Origin of the sequence: Hypericibacter terrae (genome assembly GCF_008728855.1) — a bacterium.
Lineage (GTDB): Bacteria > Pseudomonadota > Alphaproteobacteria > Dongiales > Dongiaceae > Hypericibacter > Hypericibacter terrae.
Genome location: NZ_CP042906.1, coordinates 497,763 through 516,078, shown reverse-complemented (window position 1 = coordinate 516,078; position 18,316 = coordinate 497,763). Strand labels below are relative to the sequence as shown.

Genomic DNA, 18,316 nt, shown 5'->3' with positions numbered 1-18,316 from the left:
ATTTCGGGGCCTTCAATGAAGCGACTCGCCGCCGACGGCGCCATCACAAGGACTCTCGTGGACAAGGTGATGGTGCTGCGCTGGCAAGACGGGTCGCCGGATCTGCCGTTGCTCATCAAGCAAAGCCTGCTCGACTGGCTCGGTGTGTCCATCGCCGCTGCCTCGGACCCTCCTGTGCTGGTCCTGCGGGAGGAGTTGGAGGAGCAAGGCGGTCATCCGCAGGCATTCGTATTCGGGAGCCCCAAGCGCCTGCCGACCCAACAGGCGGCCCTGCTGAACGGTACAATCTCGCACTTGCTCGACTATGACGACGTCAATCTCACGTTGCCTGGCCACTGCACGGCACCGATTCTAGCCGCTGTGTTAGCGCTGGCAGAACGCGAGGGCGCGAACGGGTCGGAAGTGATGAATGCCTTCCTGACCGGCTATGAAACGACCTGCCGCATCGCGCTTCTGGTTGCGCCGGGGCACTACACACGTGGGTTTCATGCAACGGCCACGATCGGCAGTCTAGGGGCAGCCGCTGCATGCGCGCGGCTTATCGGATTGGACCGCGCTGCGACAGCTCGCGCACTCGGCATCGCCGCAACCCGCACCGCCGGCCTTAAGGCGATGTTTGGAACCTCATGCAAGGCGTTACATGCGGGAGCGGCGGCGGCGACCGGGCTCTTCGCGGCAACGTTAGCGCGGCGTGGCTTTGACAGCCGCGAAGATGCGCTTGAATGTGCGCAGGGGTTTGCTGCCACGCACAGCTCCGATTTCAACAGCGATGCCGCGCTTCGGGATCCCGATGCCGGATACCATCTCTTCAACAACCTCTTCAAATTTCACGCCGCCTGCTATGAAACGCAAGCGGCGATGGAATGCGGCCACCGGCTCCGCCGAGCGCATGGCTTCTTGCCGGAGGAGATACGCGCTGTCCGCGTGCGGGCGAACAGCCACTGCAACGAAATCTGCAATATTGAAGAGCCGCGAACCGGCATGGAGATGAAATTTAGCCTGCGCGCGACGACGGCTCTGTCGCTAGCCGGAATGGAGACATCGCGTCCCGCCGTATTCTGCGATGCAAATGCCCAATCACCAGCGCTAAACGCCATTCGTGGCAAGGTTGCCGTGGAATTGTCACCCGATCTTGCTCTCACAGAGAGCGAAATGGAGGTCCAGCTCCACGATGGCCGAGATTTCGGCGCCAGGCAGGATTGCGGGATACCGATGAAGGATCGTGAAGAACAGGGACGACGCGTGGCCGAAAAGTTCCATTGCCTGGTCGATCCGGTTCTCGGCAGGAGCAGAAGCGGCCAGCTGGCGTCGCTGGTCGACCGATTGGAAGCATTGCCGAGCGCAAGCGTCATTATGGGCGCCTGCATGTGAGCGGTCTTCGGCCGGAAATGTCGTGCAGACATACGAACTTCAGCCGCGCGGTCAGCGGAGATGCAACGCTGGCCGATAGCTCCGCAGTCGACCCGTTGGTGATCTGCCAAGCTGTCGGCATGACGTCCGCTTTGGGTCATCTGCGGAAGCGACAGAAGTCGGGATCAGGCGGCCGCTTACGGGCTGGGTTCGGACATTGGATCAGGCATGCAAGAAGACCCACCTCGAGCGCTTCTTCAACCGGATCAAGCACTACCGTCGAATCGCGACACGGCACGAGAAGCGCGCCGCGAACGTTCTCGCCTTCGTCAAGTTCGCAGCGATCCGCCTATGGCTTCGCGCTTATGAGTCCGCGGCCTGGCCACTCGCCCCTGCTCGAGGCCGGCGCAGGCGCGGAACGCCCGGTGCTTTGACCGACCGCGCGCAACCATGCGAGACTGTCCCATCCCCGATCCATCAGCGAGGCCGCCATGGCGAAGATGCAACTGGTCAGTTTCAAGGGCTGCCCCTGGGTGCAGCGCGTCGCGATCGTGCTGCGCGAGAAGAAGATCGATTTCGAGTTCATCCATATCGAGGCCGACAACCGGCCCGACTGGTTCCGCGCGATCTCGCCGCACAACAAGGTGCCGGTGCTGCGGCTCGACGATCACCGGGCGCTGTTCGAGTCCGGCGCCATCGCCGAATATCTCGACGAGACGGCCGCGCCGCGGCTCCATCCCGGGGATCCGGTCGAGCGCGCCGTCCACCGCGCCTGGATCGAGTACATGCCGAGCTTCGTCGACATCACCTCGGCCCATGCCTATGTCGACAGCGAGGCCGAATTCGACAAGGCGGCGGCGCTGGTGCCGGCCGCCTTCGAGAAGCTCGAGCGGGCGCTCGAGCGCCAGAGCGGCGGTCCCCTCTTCAACGGCGCCCGCTATTCGCTGGTGGACGCGGCCTACGCGCCCTTCCTCCAGCGCCATCTCTTCCTCGAGCGGATCCGCAAGATCGGCCATATCGACAAGTTCCCGCGGGTCAAGGCCTGGGCCGAGGCGCTGGTCGCGCGGCCCTCGACCCACAGCTTCCCGCCGGCCGAGTTCGAGGCCATGTATCGCGACATGGTCAAGCGCCGCAACAAATGGATCTCGCAGTTCGTCGACGGGCCGAGGGCCGCGGCGGAGTGAGCCGCAGCCACCAGAGCAAGATCGGATCAGCTTGAATCAAGCTGATCCGTGAATCTTGCTCTGATTCGAACAACCGGAGACTGATTCACGTCACAAGTCGAAACGACTTGTGACGATCAGGCTCCAGACCGGGCCTGTGACAGAAAACGGGCAGGCCGCGGGCGGTCTTGAGGCCGCCCCGGCGCTGTTGTTGAATCGTCGGAATTTCAAGATCCGAGGAATTTCAGACGATGATCGCCGCGACCACCCGAACCCGGATGCCCGCCTGGAAGGCCTGGACGGCCTTCCTGCTCACCTTGACCGCCCTGGCGCTGACCGGCTGCAACACGACGGCCGGCTTCGGCCGCGATATCCGCAACACCGGCACCTTCATCGAGAACAAGGCCAACCAGGCGATGAACTGAGGCCGAGGGCGGCTGCCTGCCGCCCCGTCACGGCCCATCGTCATCGTCACGCCGGGCCGGACCGCCGGGTCCCGCCCGGCGCCATCAGAACGGGACCGTGACGGTCAGGTCCCCGCCGGCGCTCCAGGCATCGCCGCTCTGGACCTTGGCGGTCTGCGTGCTCGCCGTCGGCGCATCCGCGACCGGGACATAGGAAAAATAATCGACGAACCCTTTGACGCCGAGGGTGGCGAAGCCGGCATTGTAAGCCGCGCCGATCCGCAGCTCCGGATGCGCCGAGACGGCGCTGTCGTTGAAGCTGGTGAAGCCCGCATCGACCATGGTGCTGTTGCTGGGCCCGCCTTTGTAATGGAGGTTGGCCGAGGCGTAGGACAGGTCGATGTCGGCGCCGGCCAGGAGCGAGACGCCGCCGCCGACCTTCACCGCCACATCGGCGCCCAGATCCGCGCCGTAATAGTCGGTATCGAGCGACAGCCTGCGGCCGGTCACGATCGAGGCGCCCGACATCTTGGCTTGCTCGTCCTGATAGAGCCCCGAATAGCTGGGCCCCGCGGAGAGCGACAGGTTCACCGAAGGCGACAGGGCGACGTCGGTCCGCAGCAGAAGCTGGCCGCCGAACAAGGAAACGTCGCGGTTCGACGACACCGAGCAGTTGCTGCAGCTATAAGCGGAGAATCCGCTGGTCGAAATGATGGTGACAGCGTTCCCCACCGACCCGGAATCGCTTTCGCCGGTGGCGAAATTGCCACGCAGCTCGATTCGCGTGCTCGAGCCCAGGAAATCTGACCCCTCGGGCAGGACAAAGCCGACCGCCAGCTCGCCGCCGCCCATCCATAGGCTGTTGTCGTCGACCGACTGGCCGGTGGGCGTGTGCTGAAACCCGGTCCGCAGTTGCGGAAGCTGCAGGTACCGCGCCGTCCCCGCCGCGTCGGCATAGAGATGGCCCGGTTGCAACGACGTCGCGGCCTCTTGCGCCTTTGCCCCCAAGGCGCAGGCCAACACCACGCTGGCCACGGCCAGCGCCAAGACGGAATCCATCCTCGGCATGAGTCCCCCCGAATGTTCCTGGCCTTTCCCACCAGGAACAGAATCATACCGCGCGAGGGCAAGACCGCCAAGGGATACCCGCCAAAGGCGAGCTACCGAAAGGTTGTAGCCGTCCGGCTAGGGATGAATCGTTTCGCGCGGGCGGTCCGGCCGATTGACGGGTTTCGGCGGTTCCAGGGCCTCTCGGCGGCCGGCTCGCGGGCGGGGCATGACCGGCCCGCCCCGAATACGCAAGGCGGACCCCAGAGCCTTCAGGCCGTCGGGCCGAGCACCTTGTCCAGGATCCAGTTGGCGATCTGGTTGAGCGGCTTCTCCAGCTTCTGCAGGGTCACCATCCGCGCGAAGGGCGAGGCGATGCCGGCCGCCTGGCGCAGCGAGATGTCGACGTCCTCCTTCACCACGATGCCGTTGCGGCGGTAGTAGTTCTTCGCGATCTCCTCGAAATCGTTGCGGGCGACCGTGGATTTCGGGAACAGCGAGCTCACCGTCAGGCGCGAGGTGGTGGGGCCGGTCGGCTCGCAGCAGAAGGCGAGCGCGCCGTCATTGCCCATCGTCATCATCATGCCGGGCCGGATCGTGACGAAGAAGGTGCCCTTGTCCCAGGGCTTCTCGATCTGCGGCATCGCCGGAAAGCCGACATAGTCCGGGAAGGGCAGCAGCAGCTGGCTGCCCTCATGCTCGGCGAAGGCGATGGTGTAGTTGCCGTTGGGCGGCGGCGGCTGGCGCGTATATTTGGCCTTCCAGCGCGCCAGCGAATCCTTGTGCACCGTCGGGATGTGATAGCCGTCGCTGTAGTTCTCGACGAAGGCCTTCCAGTTCGCGTCCATGTCGAAGACGAGCCGGTTGGTGCAGACCATGTCCTCGAGCCGGTGCGAGGCCAGCACCGCCGGCAGGCCGCCGAGGAAGTCGGCCAGGCTCTCGCCGCCCTTGCGGAACTTCACGAACAGGAAGCCGCCCCAGCTGTCGCTCGGGATCTCGATCAACCCGAACTCGCGCCTGTTCTCGTCGGTGACGAGCGGCACGTCCTCGCCGTCGCTATATTGCTGCGCGCCCAAGAGGTCGCCCTCGAGCGAATAGACCCAGGCGTGATAGGGGCAGCGGAAGCTCTTGCAGTTGCCCGAGCCCTCGGCCACCAGCGCGCCGCGATGGCGGCAGGTGTTGGCGAAGACGCGGACCTTGTCGTCGCTGCCGCGCACCATCACCAGCGGGATGTTCATGAAGGTGAGCGTGTGGAAGTCGCCCTTGTTGGGCACGCGGTCGAGCCGCTCCATCATGTTCCAGCCGGGATAGAACAGCTTCTCCATCTCGGCCTGGAAGAATTTCGGCGAGCTGTAGCACCAGAGCGGCAGCGCATGGAGCCGCGGCCCCTGCTCGCGCACGCCGGCATAATGGCGCGGATCGAGGACGTTCTCCGGCTCGATCCGCAGATCGGTCGCGGGCGCGTTGGTCAAACCGTCGAGCATGTCGGAACTCTCCCTTGCCTCGGGCTCTCGATGTCGGAGTGGCGGGGACTCTAGCGGGATTCATCGAACGGGGCAAAAGCGGGGCGGCAGGGATCATTGTCGTAGGACATTGAAGTGGCGCGCTGACGCGCAATTCTCTGCGCCGACCCCTCCCCCTACCCCCTAGGTTGATGTGATCGCTTCGCTCTACTTTCAAGCTTCGAGCGAGAGTTACGCCACCCACGCCCCCTCCCCTTGCGGGAGGGGGTAGGGGGAGGGGAACGAAGTTCGCGGGCAACGCCCGCGTCCGCTCCCTCCTCTGCCCGCTATTCCCCGCCCGCGATCGCCGATAGGCTTTCGCCCGCATCACATCACCCTCGGGGAGCGAACATGGGCAACGCAATCTGGAAATGGCCGATCTCCGGCCCGCAACATCTGGCCGGCACGGCGGGGCGTTTCAGCTTCGTCGGCGGCGCGGGCGATTTCGATGCCAAGGGCAAGATCCGCCATCCGGACGATCTCCTGGCGCAGATCCCCGGCACGATCGCGAACATCGCCGCGGCGCTCGCGGTCGAGGGCTGCGGGCTCGCCGACATCCTGCGGCTCAAGGTCTTCTACAAGAGCGACGGGTCGCGCGACGAATGGGAAGTGCTGGCGGCGCTGGCGAAACATTTCGAGCGCGATCCCCTGCCCGGCATCACGCTCCATCCGGTGCCGCTGCAGCCCTTCGCCGGCCAGGCGCTGCAGGCGCAGGCGATCGCGACGCGCGGCTGGCGCGACCACGCGACCGATTTCCGCGTCGTCACCGGCGAGGTGCCGGCGAAGCACCGTGCGCGCTTCGGCGGGCGCAAGATCACGCTGGGCCTGCGCGCGAACGAGTTCGTCGTCGTGCCGGCGCGCACCGCGATCGACGAGGAGGGCAACCCGATGCCGGGCGACGGCGTCGCCCATTCACGCATCATCATGTCGCGCCACGAGGAGACGCTGAAGGCGCTCGGCGCCTCCTTCCAGGATGCGATCAAGATGGAGGGCTATTATTTCGGCATCACCACGGAAGCCTGGGCCGATATGGCGCGCATGCGCGGCTCCTTCTTCCGCGAACCCGGCCCCGTCGCCACCGTCGTGCCCTGCCATGGGCTCTACCCCAAGGGCGCCCAGACCAAGATCGAGGTCATGGGCATGCGCGAGAGCTGGAACGGCTTCGACAAATACATCCCGCGCGAGGACCGCTGGCCGCGCCGCGTCTGGGACTGGCAGATCCCGCTGCCCTACCGCCAGGCGATCCGGCTGCGCGACATGATCTGGCTCGGCGGCCAGGTGCCCTCGGCGCCCGATTCCAACAAGGGCGTGACCGTGCTGCCCGGGCAGTTCCTGCCGCAGACGCAATTCACCATGAGCCTGATCGAGGATTTGCTGCGCGCCTTCGACCGCACGGCCTCGGACCTGAAGCTGGTGATCGCCTATTTCACCTCGGCAGGGACCGAGGCGGAGACGCAGGCCTTCATCGACATGCTCCGGACCTGCATCCCGGGCCCGCTGCCCCCGCTGACGCTCGTGCCGCAGCCGCATATGCATACGAAGGATATGACCGTGGAGATCTGGGGCGTGGCGCGGGGGTAGAGGCGGTGTGCAGCGACATTCTGCGGGCATCGAGACTGAGATCACCCCTCCCCCTACCCCCTCCCGCAAGGGGAGGGGGCGTGAGTTCTTTTGATTCCCAGCTTCACTTCATTTGCAGGAGGGGCGCGATGAATGAATCTCTCGCCCCCTCCCCTTGCGGGAGGGGGTAGGGGGAGGGGTACCCTAGGTTCAGGCAACAGCCCGGCATTATTTGGCGTCGGAGAAAGCCCCATGATCCTCGTCGGCCAGTACGACTCCCCCTTCGTGCGGCGCGTGGCGATCTCGCTGCGGGTGCTGGGCTTCGCCTACGAGCATGACACGCGCTCGGTGTTCGGCGATTTTGATGCGATGCGGAAGGTCAATCCGCTGGCGCGGATTCCCTCGCTGGTGCTCGACGATGGCGAGGTGCTGATCGATTCGATCGCCATCCTCGACTGGCTCGACGAGACCGTCGGGCCGTCGCACGCGCTGCTGCCGAGATCGGGCGTGAAGCGCCGCCGGGCGCTGCAGCGCATCGCGCTCGCCATCGGCGCGGTCGACAAGGCCGGCGCCTCGGCCTATGAGCGGCTCATCCGTCCGCCCGCCTATCGCTGGGCCGGCTGGATCGAGCGCTGCCGCACCCAGGCCGCGGGCGCCATCGCCGCCCTCGGCGCGATGGAATGGCCGGAAGACGCCAAGCTCGACCAGGTGCAGATCACGACCGCCTGCATGCTCCGCTATCTGCAGATGACGGACCCCGAGCTGCTGCCGCGCGGCCGCTACCCGGCGCTCGAGGCGCTCTCGGCTCGCTGCGAGGCGCGGCCCGAGTTCCAGGCGACCTTCCCGGCGGACGTGGTCTATCCAAAGAGCGGATGACTTCCTCCTCTCGGCCCGCCTTCGCGGGAGGAGAGTATTTCGGGAACCGCAATCCGATCCGTTCCCGCTGCCCGGCCGTATCTTCGATCCGCAACAGGAGACGACCATGGCCTTCGCCCTCCGCCCCGCACGCACCGGCCGATCGCTCACAATGCTGGTGCTGGCCACGATCCTGGTCACCTTGGCGCTCAACGGGTTGATCTTCGCGCTCGGCTGGGTCGGCGCCTCCACCGGGAGCGGACGCGTCTATCCGCTGCTGCCGCCAGGATGGGTCATCGGCGCCGTGTGGGTCCTGCTGCTGGCGCTGCTGGCGGTGGCCTATTGGTGGCTCGCCAGCGACGCGGCGCCGGAGCCCCGCCGGCTGGCACCCTGGCTGCTCCTGCTCATCGCGGCCTGCCTCGCTTATCCGCTCTATACCGTGGGCCTGAGCAACGAGACCGCCGGCTTCATCGGCAATCTGGCGACCATCGCCGCCAGCGCCTTCCTGGCGGGCCGCCTGTGGCCGGCGTCGCGATTGGCGTCGGCGCTGACCATCCTGCCGGCGATCTGGGTCTCCTTCGCCACCTTCGCGCTCCTGATGGGACGATGAGCGCGGGGCCCGCGGCGCGAAATTTCCTTCTTCTCGTTTCTGGCCGCGGCACTGCCGTGCGGCTGTAACAAAAAGCCGGAATCTGACCCGTTGAGACTGTCCCGTTCCAGGACTACAGTCTCTCCACGCCACGTGTAGTCTCGATGAGGCGGCGGTCCGGCCCATGGGGGCGTTCCGTCGTACGAGCTGCAGGCCCCGGGGCGCATCGAGCCTGTCGATCATCCCGCGCGGCGCCATCGGCGCCGCCGGATCCGTGCCGGGGGCCTTTCGTGACTCCAGCATCACCGTGACCGGAGGCAAGCCCTGTCGGCTGCGCGCGACCTCGCGTTGCGCGCAGCCGCCGATCGGGCTCGCGGCTGCTCGCATCATTTCTCGAGGGAGGATTCCGTGGCGAAGCGCCTGACGACGACCTCGCGCAAGAAGCAGGCCACCAGGAAGAAGGCGGCGCCGAAGCGCAAAGCGCCGAAGGCACCGGCCAAGAAACCACCGGTCAAGAGCGCGAAGTTCGATCTGGCCAAGCTCAGCCCGGCGATCAAGAAGTCGCCGCTGCGGCTGCGGGACTGGCTCGACGATCATCTCCCCTGGCTGATCGGCCCGCGCATCACCTCGTTCGATCCGCCGAAGGCCCCGCGCGGCACGATCCTGACGATCGAGGGATGGAATTTCGCGCCCGCCCGCGCCGACAACCAGGTCACCATCGGCGGCACCGCCGTCCCGGTGCTGGCGGCGAGCGGCTCGATGCTGAAGGCGCTCGTGACCAAGGATGTCGACGACGGCCCGATCAAGGTGACCGTCGGCACGCGCACGGCCAACAGCGCCACCGACTTCGCGGTGGCGGGCTACCCGGGCGATAGCGACGACGGGCCGCCGGTGTTCGCGACCGGTGCCGGCGCCGGCGATGCCGGCGATGTCAATCCGATCGGCACCATCCGCGTGCTCATCGTGGTGTGCCAGGCGACCGACCGCGTGCCCGCCAATTTCGCCACGGTGCGCACCGGCCTGAACACCCGCTGGACCAACGTCCAGACCTATTACACGCAGGCGAGCTACGGCCAGACCAACGTCCAGTTCGACATTGTGAGTACCCCGGCCCAGCTCGACGGCACCTTCGCCGATTTCGTCGATCTCACCGGCGCCGTCAACATCATCGGCGGCCAGCTCGACCGCATCGCCGCGATCGCCGCCCAGCATGCCCAGGACGAGGGCTTCACCCTCGACAACTACCAGATGCTCTGCTCGGTGATGTTCACCAACGGCGCCTTCATCCGCGCCTGGGGCGGCTCCGACACCTCGACCTTCTCCTATGACGACGGCAAGCCGACCAGCGACCCCAGCCACATCCATATCGACATCACCCTCTCCCACAAGATCAACCTGCTCTGGATCCAGGAGAACGCGAACTGGGGCCGCTTCGCCCATGAGTTCGGCCACAATATCGTCTCGGCCCCGACCGAGACCGGCGACGGCACCGCGACCCTCGGCGAGGATGTCTACGGCTCCGACCTGGTCGATCCGGGCGCCGCCACGGCGCAGGATTTCGAGCTGATGGGCAATCACGATTCCCATCCGCTCTTCACCGGCTTCCATCTCGAGAAGCTCGGCTATTATCAGGCGGCGAACATCAAGACGCTGCAATGGGACCGCAACCCGCATCAGGAGGATGTCGATCTCATCGCCCACGGGCTGACCGAGGACGGCAACGCCAACCGCTTCCATATCCTCAAGATCAAGGTCTCCGACGCCCTCACCTACTTCGTCGAGGTGCGCCAGCGGCCCGGCACCACGACCCAGATCTTCGACGACAGCATCCCGCTCGGCGCCGCCGCGAACCAGGGCGGCGTCATCGTCACCCGGGTGATCGCAGACGAGATGCACAACAACCAGCAGACCCGATTCATCACGCTGATGCATGACGACCGGGTGCTGGTCGAGAACGAGACCGTCGAGGACCCGGCCCGGGCGCTGGTCATCACCGTGCTCGACGATGCCGTCCAGGCGCGGCCGCTGGTCTGCAGGGTCCGCGTCGCCTGGGCGCAGACCATCGCCGACGATCCCAACGGCAGCTTTGATCTCAAGGTCGAGCCCTGGGATTCCGACTGGCAATCGCCCGACATCTGGGTGGACCGCGATCCCTTCGGCAGCTTCGACAGTCCGCTCGACAGCGAGGGCCGGCCAACCGGGAATGGCGACAAGCCGTGGGTGTCGCATATCAACCAGTTCACCGCGCGCGTGCATGTCAGCGGCGCGATGGGGGCGGCCAATGTCAAAGTGACCTTCTACGCGATCACGCCGCCGGGCGTGGGCGACAACGGCAACTGGTCGCCGATCTCCGTCAAGACCATCGCCAGCATCCCGCAGGACGGCGCCATCGACCAGTTCTGCAACTGGGTGCCCGTCGTCGGCAAGCATACTTGCCTCAAGGTCTACGCGTCGCCGCAGCTGGGCGAGATCTCGGGCGGCAACAACAGCGCACAGGAGAACGTGTTCGACTTCCAGGCGGCCGGCAGCAGCCCCGCCGACCCGATCTTCATCCGCACCGCCGTGCGCAATCCGCTCGACGAGCCCCGCGCGATCGCGCTCTCGATGCGCGGCCTGCCGCTGGGCTGGGCGGCGCAGATCCCCAACGCCTGGGTGTGGCTGGAGGGCAAGGCCGAGAAGGAGTTCGAGGTCATGGTCTGGCCGCTCGCCGATATCAATGTCTACAAGATGGGCAAGCAGAAGGAGGGCCGCTACCCGGGAACCGCCCCCCTGCGCGTGGCCGGCTTCATCCCGCGCAGCTACAGCGAGGAGATGCCGATCACCCACACCCTGCCGGGCTCGCGCTTCTATCCGATCGGCGGCACCTTCTATCGCGTCCATGCGCGCAGGAGCGCGTCCATCCGCTTCGAAATCGAGGAGAAATCGCAGCGCAAGGATTCGATCGTGCTGCATGGCGCCGTCGGACCGGCCCGCGGCGACCAGCGCATCCTCGCCGACGTCCTGCTGCCCGACGGCAAGACCCATCGGGCGGCGGAGACCCGGACGAAGAGCAGTGGCGCCTTCGACGTTCGCGTCAGCCTTCTCGACGATGACAGGAAGCTGCAGCCCGGCACCTACCAGGTGCAGGCCTTCATCTTCCACGCCAGCGAGCTCGCCGACGCGTCATCGAACCTGCTGCATATCTTGCGGTGATCTTTCTTCACCCCCTTCCCTTGCGGGAGGGGGTAGGGGGAGGGGTACGGGCCAGATCTCGCCACCACCCCTCCCCGCTCGCTACGCTCGCCGCCCCTCCTGCCCGCGGGCTACGCCCGCAGACTCCTTTGGATTGCCGGCGAAGCCGGCGCGGAAGGGGCTGAGTTTCTATCGGGCGCGCCCCTTTCTCGCTCGCTGCTGCCGGCGCTACTTCACCGTCACCAGCGGCGGCTCCGTCCAGCTGCCGTCGAGCACGGCGGGCTCGGGGATGTAGAGGCGCTGGATCATCATGAAGGGGCCCTGGGGTGCCGGGAGCCAGTTGGACTCCTTATCGGGGCCGGGCGAGCCATGCTGGATGTAAAGCGTCAGCCCGCCATCGGCGTCGAGCTTGAGCTGGGGCAGCATCGGCGAATTGATCAGATAGCGTTTGATCGGATTGGCAACCAGGAACTGGTGCGGCAAGTCATACATCGTCAGCGACCAGAAGGCCTTGGCCGGCGGAAACTGGCCGGCTGCGTAATGGATCGTGTAGTCGTGGGCACCGCTCATCGCCACGCCATCGACCGGCTTGTCATAGATGCCGTAATAGGCCTCGTCCTTCGAGTTGCCATAGATGCCGGTCTGGGCGCCGAGCGCGCGGTTGACATAGTTGTTCTTCATGAAGGCGCGGGTGCCGAAGAGATCGACCGACGAGGTGGTGACGGCCTTGCGCGCATCGATCTCGCGCTGGCCGTCCGCCATGCCGGCCTTGAGCGCCGCCGTCATTTCCGGCGACAGCTTGGCGAAGTTGATGGTCTGGCCCGGGCCGATGCCGATCTTTGCGAAGCGCTCGCGCAGATCGACCTCGCTGGGATCGGCCGGACAGAGCGCCAGCAGGAAGCTCAGGATGTTGAACATCTGGAGCGAGGTCCGCTCCTTCGCCACCGGCAGCGGCGGAATGAACTTGATCTTGGGCGCGGCCTGGGGTGCGGGCTTGCCGAGGAAGGTCGAGAGCGGCTGCAGCTTGTACTGGGCCTGGATCTTCTTGACGTTGCCGATGTCGGAGGGCCCGAAGAGCTGCGTGCGATAGAGCGGAAACACGAACTGCGTCTCGGCGCGGATCACCTTGGCGATGCCGGGTGGCGTGGCGCCCTTCCAGTTGGGACCGGCGATCAGGAAATTGCCGCCGCCATTGCCGGTCGTGCGCGTGCCGAGATAATCGAAGTTGAAGGTGTAGAGATCGATGAGCTGGACCGAGTAATAGCGGCTCGCCTCGATCGGCGGCAGGGTGATGACCATGGGCTCAGCACGCAGGTCGAGCCAGGTGAAGGAATAGGGCGTGTCGGAGTTCGGCGTCTGGACCGTTTTGTCCGCGGGCGTGAAGACGTTCGCATCGCTCTTGAGATGGTTGATCGACGTCTTGTAGGCGGGCCCGCCCTTGTCGACGAAAAAGGCCCAGGCGATGCGGTAATTGTCGACCATCGGGAAGCCGTAGATATAGGCCTCCTTCGCGATCGCGCGCGCCTCGGCCGGCGTGACGTCGGCGGCCGATGCCGGGGTGTGCAGAACGGCCGGCGTCACCAAAGCTATTCCCGCCGCGAACGCGAACTTGCGGATGGTCTCTTGCATGAGCATCGTGTCTTCCCTGAAAGAATGGCGCCCCTGAGGCCGCACAGGCAGCCAGCTTATGCTGATTGCCCGCAGCATAAGAATGAAACCCGGATGACAGTGCTTGTCATTTCGCGCCAGGCGATGAATAAGCGGGGGGCCCGACGCCGTCATCGCCGGCCTCGACCCGGTGCCGCTCCTCCTTCACAGAAGAGTCCCTCCCTTGCGCTCCGAAACCCTGCCGAATACCGCCATCCCCGTCCTCGAAACCGAGCGTCTGATCCTGCGTGGCAACCGGGTCGACGACTTCCCCGCCCTCGCCGCGCTCTGGGGCGACATCGCTGTCGTGCGGCATATCAGCGGCAAGCCCTTCTCGCCCGAAGAATGCTGGGCGCGGCTGATGCGCTATGTCGGCCATTGGGCGCTCCAGGGCTACGGCTTCTGGGCGATCGAGGAGAAGGCGAGCGGACGCTATGTCGGCGAGGCCGGGCTCGCGGATTTCAAGCGCGACCTGACGCCCTCGCTCGACGGCACGCCCGAGGCCGGCTGGGTGCTGGCCTCCTGGGCCCATGGCAAGGGCTATGCGACCGAGGCGGTGCGCGCGGTCGTGAACTGGGGCGCGGAAGAATTCGGCAGTACGCCCCTCGCCTGCATTGTCGCCGCCGAGAACAAGGCCTCGATCAAGGTCGCGACCAAATGCGGCTTCCGCGAATTCACGCGCACGACCTACAAGGGCGGCGAGACGATCATCTTCCGCAAAGAGGCGGGGAAGTGACGAGTGCGTTAAAATGAAACCACCCTCTCTGCTCTTGCTTTCGTCACCTCCCCCCTTGAGGGGGAGGCTGGGGTGGGGGGTGAATGCCGGACTCGGTCTGCAACTCCCTGCGCAATTTCTAACTGCCAATCGCCGTCGCAGATTCTTGGTCTTAGAATCGCAGTCTGTATAGGGTCGAGCGCGTTCCACGATCACCCCTCACCCTGACCTCCTCCTCAAGGGGGAGGGGAATGAATCAGATCCGCTTCCTGATCCGCTTTCCATGCGGCTTGCGGTACTCGCTGCGGTGGCCGGTGCGGTCTTCCGCCTCGAAGCGCTGCCTCTTCCGGCGGGAGCCGAACTTGTCCTTCACCTTCTCCCGCGTCTTGATCGTCACATAGCCGTCCGGGCGCACCGAGAAGGGCTTCTTCAGCAGGCCCAGATGATCGAACTTGGTGCCGCGCGGATGCTTGAAGGGCTCGAACCAGGTCGGATAGAGGAAGTTGGACATGGGGATGCGGTCGACGAGGAACGTGTCCTCCTCGACCGGATCGCACATCTCATAGGCATATTGCGTGCCGCCCTTCGCCTGCGCCCAGAGATTGGCGATGGGGTCGATCACCATCTCGAACAGCTCGTGCGAGGCGGTGACGCTCACCAGCTCCTTGTCCCGCAGCGTGGTCTTGACGAAGATCTTCGAGCAGGGCTGGCCCTGCTTGGTCAGCGCATGGTCGCCATAGGCGGCGGCGACGCTGGCATCGTCGAGAAAGATCAGCTGCCAGTCCGTGGGCTTGGCTTTCCTCGGCTTGTAGAGCGCGACCGGATAGCCCCAGACCGGGAGGAAATGCCGGTCGTAGCATTTCTGCAGCGCGGCGATGAGCTTGTCGAAATCGACGCCGAGATCGATCGTCGCCTTGTTGATGCAGGCGATCCGCACCGGCGCGAGCCTGCCGGCCTTGACCGGATGGATGATGTTCATGCGATTCCCCCTTTGGGCGGAAACATCGACGGCACTTCCTAGTTCCGCCTTTCCTCCACCGCGCGCCGCAGCGCGGCCTGCGCCAGGAGGCGCGTCGAATCCAGCGTGGGCAGCGGCGAATTCCCGTCATTGATGACCAGCGGAAGCTCGGTGCAGCCCAGGATGACGGCGTCGCAGCCCTTGTCCTTCATCCGCTCGATCACGCGCTGAAGCGCCTTGATGCTGTCTCGCTTGAAGATGCCATAGACCAGCTCCTTCATGATGATGCGGTCGGTCTCCTCGCGCTCGGGCGTATCGGGACGGCGGTAGTCGAGGCCGCGGGCGACGAGCTTCTCCGGATAGACCACGCTGTCGACGAGCCAGCGCGTGCCGGTGACGGCAAGACAGCGATAGCGTCGCGCGACCGCTTCGTCCGCCACGACCTCGGCGATATGAAGCCAGGGCAAAGGCGAGCGCGCCAGGACATAGGTCATCGCCTGATGGATGGTGTTGTCGGGACAGATCAGGAAATCGGCGCCGCTGCGGGCGAGCTTCTCGGCGGAGGCCAGCATGAGCTCGCCGACGCCCGCCATGTCGCCGCGCTCGAGGCAGGCGACGTAATTCGCGAGCGAGGGCGTGTGCATCGAGATCTCGGGATGCGCATGGGGCCCGAGCAACGCGGCTCCTTCGGCGCAGATCGTCCGGTAGCAGAGGGCCGCACCTTCGGCCGAGCAGGCGACGATTCCGATATGAAGAGGCATGAGCAAAATCCGTTGTTGCTGCAATCCCTTCCCCCTTTGCGGGCGAGGGTCAGGGAGGAGGGCCGCCGGGCGCCGAACCGCCCCCTTCCTAGCCTTCCCCCACAAGGGAGGAAGGGATAGGGGGTTTCTAACCCATTGAAATATAACCTCCGAAAAATCAAAGGCCCGCGTTACCGATTCGCTAACTTCCTGTTGCGAGTATGGCTCACGGGAAACCTCCAAGCAGGAGGAGATGAAAGTGAGCGACTCTTACATTTTCGAGAGACGGCGTATCTTCCGGCGGCGCAACCCATGGTCGTCGCGGGCGAGCCTGACGCTTGTCATTTTCCTGGGCGCGATGTTCGGCTATCTGCTGCCGGAGATCCTGTCGACCGCGAGCCTGACGCCGCCCTCGCTGGGCGAGCGGGCCTACGGTCAAGTCGGCACCGTTATTCCCGTCGATGCCGTCGCCTGCGAGGCGATGGATTGCGCCGGCACGCAGGCGCAGCTGCCGCACAGCGCCGCGCTCGCGACCATCGGCCAGTGCAAGATCACGGGCACCTGCATCGCCAGCGCCTCCGCCTCCGGCCTCGAGCTCGGCTTCAGCGCGGATCGCATCGAGATGTCGGTCCTGCCCGCAGGCGCCCGCTAGCGCGATTTCCTCCGCCTAGCCGCTGCGATCGCGCTCGTCGATGACGAGGCTGGGCGCTGACAGCGCCTCGACCTCCTCCGGCTCTCGAACATCGTCGGCCGCGACTTGGCGCAGATGGCGCGTGATCGCGGGCGGGATCGTCTTGAGGCGCGGCGGGCTGAGGGCACTGCGGCGATAGCGCATCAGCACCTCGCCGGTGGCGAAGCTGCGGGTGTCGAGCAGCTTCAGCCGCTCGAACTCGCCAGGCCCCGAGAAGAGCGGCATGCCCGTCCCCAGCAGCACAGGCACGAGCGCGATGTTGTATTCGCCGATCAGCCCTTCGCGTTGGAATTGCGAGGCCAGATTGCCGCCGCCCACGAGGAAGATGCGCTTCAGCTTGTAGCGCTCCATCTCCATCAGCAGCTTGATCAGGGGCAGCGAGGTCGAGATCACCTCGGGCGGCTCGGCCTCGAGCGGCCGATGGGTGAAGACCCAGCAGGGCTTTCTCGGATAGGGCCAGGCGGCATGGCGGCGGATCTTGTCGTAGGTGAGGCGCCCCATGATCAGGCCGTCGACGGATTCGTAGAAGGAGCGATAGCCGAAATCCTCGCCCTCGGGATCGAGACGGGGCAACCAGTCGATTCCGCCATCCAGCGTGGCGATGAAACCATCGAGGCTCGTGGCGACGTAATAGACGATCTCGACCATGCACGCTCCGATCGTTCGAGGGCGACGGTGCGGCTGTCGACAACGGAGCGGTCCCCTTTCCGCTCGCGGACTCGACGTTCTCTCGCTGGCTCGCGAAAGAATTTTCCCCGAACTCGCCCTGCGCGGGCTCATCGCCCGCAAGGCAGGAAGCCGACTTCCTCTGGACTCGCTTTCTTGGGCTCGTGTCTCGCTTGGGTCCTGTCCGCCGCGCATTCACACAAACGCATCGGCGAACGGTCGTGATTATAGCAGCGTTCCTGCGACAGTTTCATACCGATTGACGGGAGAAACGAAGGGAACGGGGATCGTTGCGGTCGCGACAAATTCGTCGCAATTCCACAGATGCATAGTTTGGAAATCAACATTTGTTAGTCGGCAAGGCGGCGATCGAAGCGGACTGCGCAAGCTGACGGTGCAGGAAAATGCGTCAGCAGGATTGGCCGGCCATTCAGCCATTGCGACAACGTCCAGCCGGCGCACGCCTCTATACCCGCGATGCTCTGCCGCGACCCCGCCGAGATCAGTGCCGCTAGGGTTTCGCGGCGATCAGCACATAGCCTCGGCTGCGGTTCTCGTTGTCGCTGTCGATGGTGTTCATGGCGGCGAAGAGATCGGCCGCCGTGACCCAGACGGGCGGATATTTGTAGCGGGCCACGTCGAGGATGAGGAACCGGTCCGACGTTCCGTCATAGGCGGCCAGCGGCGAGATGTGGCCGCCCTTTTCCTGGCCGATGGCCTTGCGGAGATAGTTCACCACGACGAAATGTCCGGGCTTGGAGAGATAGTCGCGCGCGGCGGCGCGGAAGACATCCAGGCTCGAATCCGCGGCGTGATGGACCTCGACGGCGACGGGCTGGGTGGCGATGAAGGCGCCGAGCTGGTCCAGCGTCATGCCCATCTCGCGGATGGTGTCGGCCGGAATTACCGCCTCGGTCGCGGCGGAGAACACATTGTCCTGGGTGAAGGTCGTGTAGGGATCGTATTCGGGCACGGCCGGGGCCGGCAGTTGCAGGGCGTTCAACACCATGACGCTGCTGGCGACGCCGCAGAAGGCCTGGTTCTTCTGGGTGACGAAATTGTCGGCCAGCGGGAAATAGGCCGCCCGCGCCTCGGCCTCCAGAAAATAGGTCTCGCCCGCCGGGGTGGCGGCGCCGACCAGATTGGGCGGCAGCGGCAGGGTCTCGGCGTGCGAAGCCGAAGCCAGCACCAAGGAAAGAAGGACGGCTCCAAGCAATCTTTTCAGCATGCCGGTGTCCTCTCATTGACCCCGGATGAA

16 protein-coding genes and 1 pseudogene are annotated in these 18,316 nt (G+C 65.4%); 10 read left to right on the top strand and 7 right to left on the bottom strand.

The window, feature by feature from the left end; all coding sequences use genetic code 11:
- Positions 1–15: 15 nt before the first annotated feature.
- The 4 genes and pseudogenes from FRZ44_RS02395 (at position 16) to FRZ44_RS02380 (ending at position 2,938) form a co-directional block, all read left to right on the top strand.
- Positions 16–1,371, top strand: a complete 1,356-nt coding sequence (locus FRZ44_RS02395) for an MmgE/PrpD family protein (RefSeq protein ID WP_151175668.1) — start codon at positions 16–18, stop codon at positions 1,369–1,371.
- A gap of 223 nt (positions 1,372–1,594) precedes the next feature.
- Positions 1,595–1,711, top strand: a pseudogene (locus FRZ44_RS27240) (IS5/IS1182 family transposase); the annotation flags it as partial.
- Between the two features lie 130 nt (positions 1,712–1,841).
- Positions 1,842–2,534: a glutathione S-transferase family protein gene (locus FRZ44_RS02385; protein WP_151175667.1), complete on the top strand. Its 693-nt coding sequence runs from the start codon at positions 1,842–1,844 to the stop codon at positions 2,532–2,534.
- 230 nt (positions 2,535–2,764) lie between these two features.
- On the top strand, positions 2,765–2,938 hold the full coding sequence (locus tag FRZ44_RS02380) for a hypothetical protein (protein ID WP_225308516.1): 174 nt from the start codon (positions 2,765–2,767) through the stop codon (positions 2,936–2,938).
- A gap of 84 nt (positions 2,939–3,022) precedes the next feature.
- Here FRZ44_RS02380 and FRZ44_RS02375 read toward each other — a convergent pair whose 3' ends face one another.
- Both FRZ44_RS02375 and FRZ44_RS02370 read right to left on the bottom strand, forming a co-directional pair.
- Positions 3,023–3,976, bottom strand: coding sequence for a hypothetical protein (locus FRZ44_RS02375; protein WP_151175666.1), 954 nt, complete (start codon positions 3,974–3,976; stop codon positions 3,023–3,025).
- Positions 3,977–4,236: 260 nt separating this feature from the next.
- Positions 4,237–5,448 carry an aromatic ring-hydroxylating oxygenase subunit alpha gene (locus tag FRZ44_RS02370; RefSeq protein ID WP_151175665.1) on the bottom strand — a complete coding sequence of 404 codons (1,212 nt, stop codon included), beginning with the start codon at positions 5,446–5,448 and terminating at the stop codon, positions 4,237–4,239.
- A 369-nt stretch (positions 5,449–5,817) separates the two neighbouring features.
- Between FRZ44_RS02370 and FRZ44_RS02365 the strand changes: the two genes are divergently transcribed.
- The 4 genes from FRZ44_RS02365 (at position 5,818) to FRZ44_RS02350 (ending at position 11,662) form a co-directional block, all read left to right on the top strand.
- Positions 5,818–7,047 (top strand): RidA family protein, encoded by a 1,230-nt coding sequence (locus tag FRZ44_RS02365; RefSeq protein ID WP_151175664.1) that lies wholly within the window; start codon positions 5,818–5,820, stop codon positions 7,045–7,047.
- 231 nt (positions 7,048–7,278) lie between these two features.
- The gene (locus tag FRZ44_RS02360; protein ID WP_151175663.1) at positions 7,279–7,902 is read left to right on the top strand and encodes a glutathione S-transferase family protein; all 624 of its coding nucleotides are present in this window, start codon (positions 7,279–7,281) and stop codon (positions 7,900–7,902) included.
- A gap of 106 nt (positions 7,903–8,008) precedes the next feature.
- A complete protein-coding gene (locus tag FRZ44_RS02355; protein ID WP_151175662.1) occupies positions 8,009–8,491 on the top strand; it encodes a tryptophan-rich sensory protein in 483 nt (160 codons plus the stop codon).
- Positions 8,492–8,878: 387 nt separating this feature from the next.
- On the top strand, positions 8,879–11,662 hold the full coding sequence (locus FRZ44_RS02350; protein WP_191908375.1) for an IPT/TIG domain-containing protein: 2,784 nt from the start codon (positions 8,879–8,881) through the stop codon (positions 11,660–11,662).
- 207 nt (positions 11,663–11,869) lie between these two features.
- Here FRZ44_RS02350 and FRZ44_RS02345 read toward each other — a convergent pair whose 3' ends face one another.
- Positions 11,870–13,276 (bottom strand): DUF1254 domain-containing protein, encoded by a 1,407-nt coding sequence (locus FRZ44_RS02345; RefSeq protein ID WP_225308514.1) that lies wholly within the window; start codon positions 13,274–13,276, stop codon positions 11,870–11,872.
- A gap of 196 nt (positions 13,277–13,472) precedes the next feature.
- Here FRZ44_RS02345 and FRZ44_RS02340 point away from each other — a divergent pair, with 196 nt between their 5' ends.
- Positions 13,473–14,024: a GNAT family N-acetyltransferase gene (locus FRZ44_RS02340; RefSeq protein WP_225308513.1), complete on the top strand. Its 552-nt coding sequence runs from the start codon at positions 13,473–13,475 to the stop codon at positions 14,022–14,024.
- 235 nt (positions 14,025–14,259) lie between these two features.
- Here the strand turns inward: FRZ44_RS02340 and FRZ44_RS02335 are convergent, their stop codons facing one another.
- Positions 14,260–14,982, bottom strand: a complete 723-nt coding sequence (locus FRZ44_RS02335) for a hypothetical protein (RefSeq protein WP_151175660.1) — start codon at positions 14,980–14,982, stop codon at positions 14,260–14,262.
- 38 nt (positions 14,983–15,020) lie between these two features.
- A complete protein-coding gene (locus FRZ44_RS02330; protein ID WP_151175659.1) occupies positions 15,021–15,722 on the bottom strand; it encodes an aspartate/glutamate racemase family protein in 702 nt (233 codons plus the stop codon).
- A 238-nt stretch (positions 15,723–15,960) separates the two neighbouring features.
- Between FRZ44_RS02330 and FRZ44_RS02325 the strand changes: the two genes are divergently transcribed.
- A complete protein-coding gene (locus FRZ44_RS02325; protein WP_151175658.1) occupies positions 15,961–16,353 on the top strand; it encodes a hypothetical protein in 393 nt (130 codons plus the stop codon).
- A 15-nt stretch (positions 16,354–16,368) separates the two neighbouring features.
- Here the strand turns inward: FRZ44_RS02325 and FRZ44_RS02320 are convergent, their stop codons facing one another.
- Positions 16,369–17,040: a dihydrofolate reductase family protein gene (locus FRZ44_RS02320; RefSeq protein ID WP_191908374.1), complete on the bottom strand. Its 672-nt coding sequence runs from the start codon at positions 17,038–17,040 to the stop codon at positions 16,369–16,371.
- Between the two features lie 529 nt (positions 17,041–17,569).
- On the bottom strand, positions 17,570–18,286 hold the full coding sequence (locus FRZ44_RS02315) for a phytochelatin synthase family protein (protein ID WP_151175656.1): 717 nt from the start codon (positions 18,284–18,286) through the stop codon (positions 17,570–17,572).
- Positions 18,287–18,316: the final 30 nt, after the last annotated feature.

What these genes read in the sequence shown, in the direction of transcription:
- FRZ44_RS02335 (WP_151175660.1), bottom strand. Translation starts at nt 14,982, where the DNA reads ATGAACATCATCCATCCGGTCAAGGCCGGCAGGCTCGCGCCGGTGCGG.
- FRZ44_RS02375 (WP_151175666.1), bottom strand. Translation starts at nt 3,976, where the DNA reads ATGGATTCCGTCTTGGCGCTGGCCGTGGCCAGCGTGGTGTTGGCCTGC.
- FRZ44_RS02370 (WP_151175665.1), bottom strand. Translation starts at nt 5,448, where the DNA reads ATGCTCGACGGTTTGACCAACGCGCCCGCGACCGATCTGCGGATCGAG.
- FRZ44_RS02330 (WP_151175659.1), bottom strand. Translation starts at nt 15,722, where the DNA reads ATGCCTCTTCATATCGGAATCGTCGCCTGCTCGGCCGAAGGTGCGGCC.
- FRZ44_RS02320 (WP_191908374.1), bottom strand. Translation starts at nt 17,040, where the DNA reads ATGGTCGAGATCGTCTATTACGTCGCCACGAGCCTCGATGGTTTCATC.
- FRZ44_RS02365 (WP_151175664.1), top strand. Translation starts at nt 5,818, where the DNA reads ATGGGCAACGCAATCTGGAAATGGCCGATCTCCGGCCCGCAACATCTG.
- FRZ44_RS02395 (WP_151175668.1), top strand. Translation starts at nt 16, where the DNA reads ATGAAGCGACTCGCCGCCGACGGCGCCATCACAAGGACTCTCGTGGAC.
- FRZ44_RS02360 (WP_151175663.1), top strand. Translation starts at nt 7,279, where the DNA reads ATGATCCTCGTCGGCCAGTACGACTCCCCCTTCGTGCGGCGCGTGGCG.
- FRZ44_RS02345 (WP_225308514.1), bottom strand. Translation starts at nt 13,276, where the DNA reads ATGCTCATGCAAGAGACCATCCGCAAGTTCGCGTTCGCGGCGGGAATA.
- FRZ44_RS02315 (WP_151175656.1), bottom strand. Translation starts at nt 18,286, where the DNA reads ATGCTGAAAAGATTGCTTGGAGCCGTCCTTCTTTCCTTGGTGCTGGCT.
- FRZ44_RS02380 (WP_225308516.1), top strand. Translation starts at nt 2,765, where the DNA reads ATGATCGCCGCGACCACCCGAACCCGGATGCCCGCCTGGAAGGCCTGG.
- FRZ44_RS02385 (WP_151175667.1), top strand. Translation starts at nt 1,842, where the DNA reads ATGGCGAAGATGCAACTGGTCAGTTTCAAGGGCTGCCCCTGGGTGCAG.
- FRZ44_RS02355 (WP_151175662.1), top strand. Translation starts at nt 8,009, where the DNA reads ATGGCCTTCGCCCTCCGCCCCGCACGCACCGGCCGATCGCTCACAATG.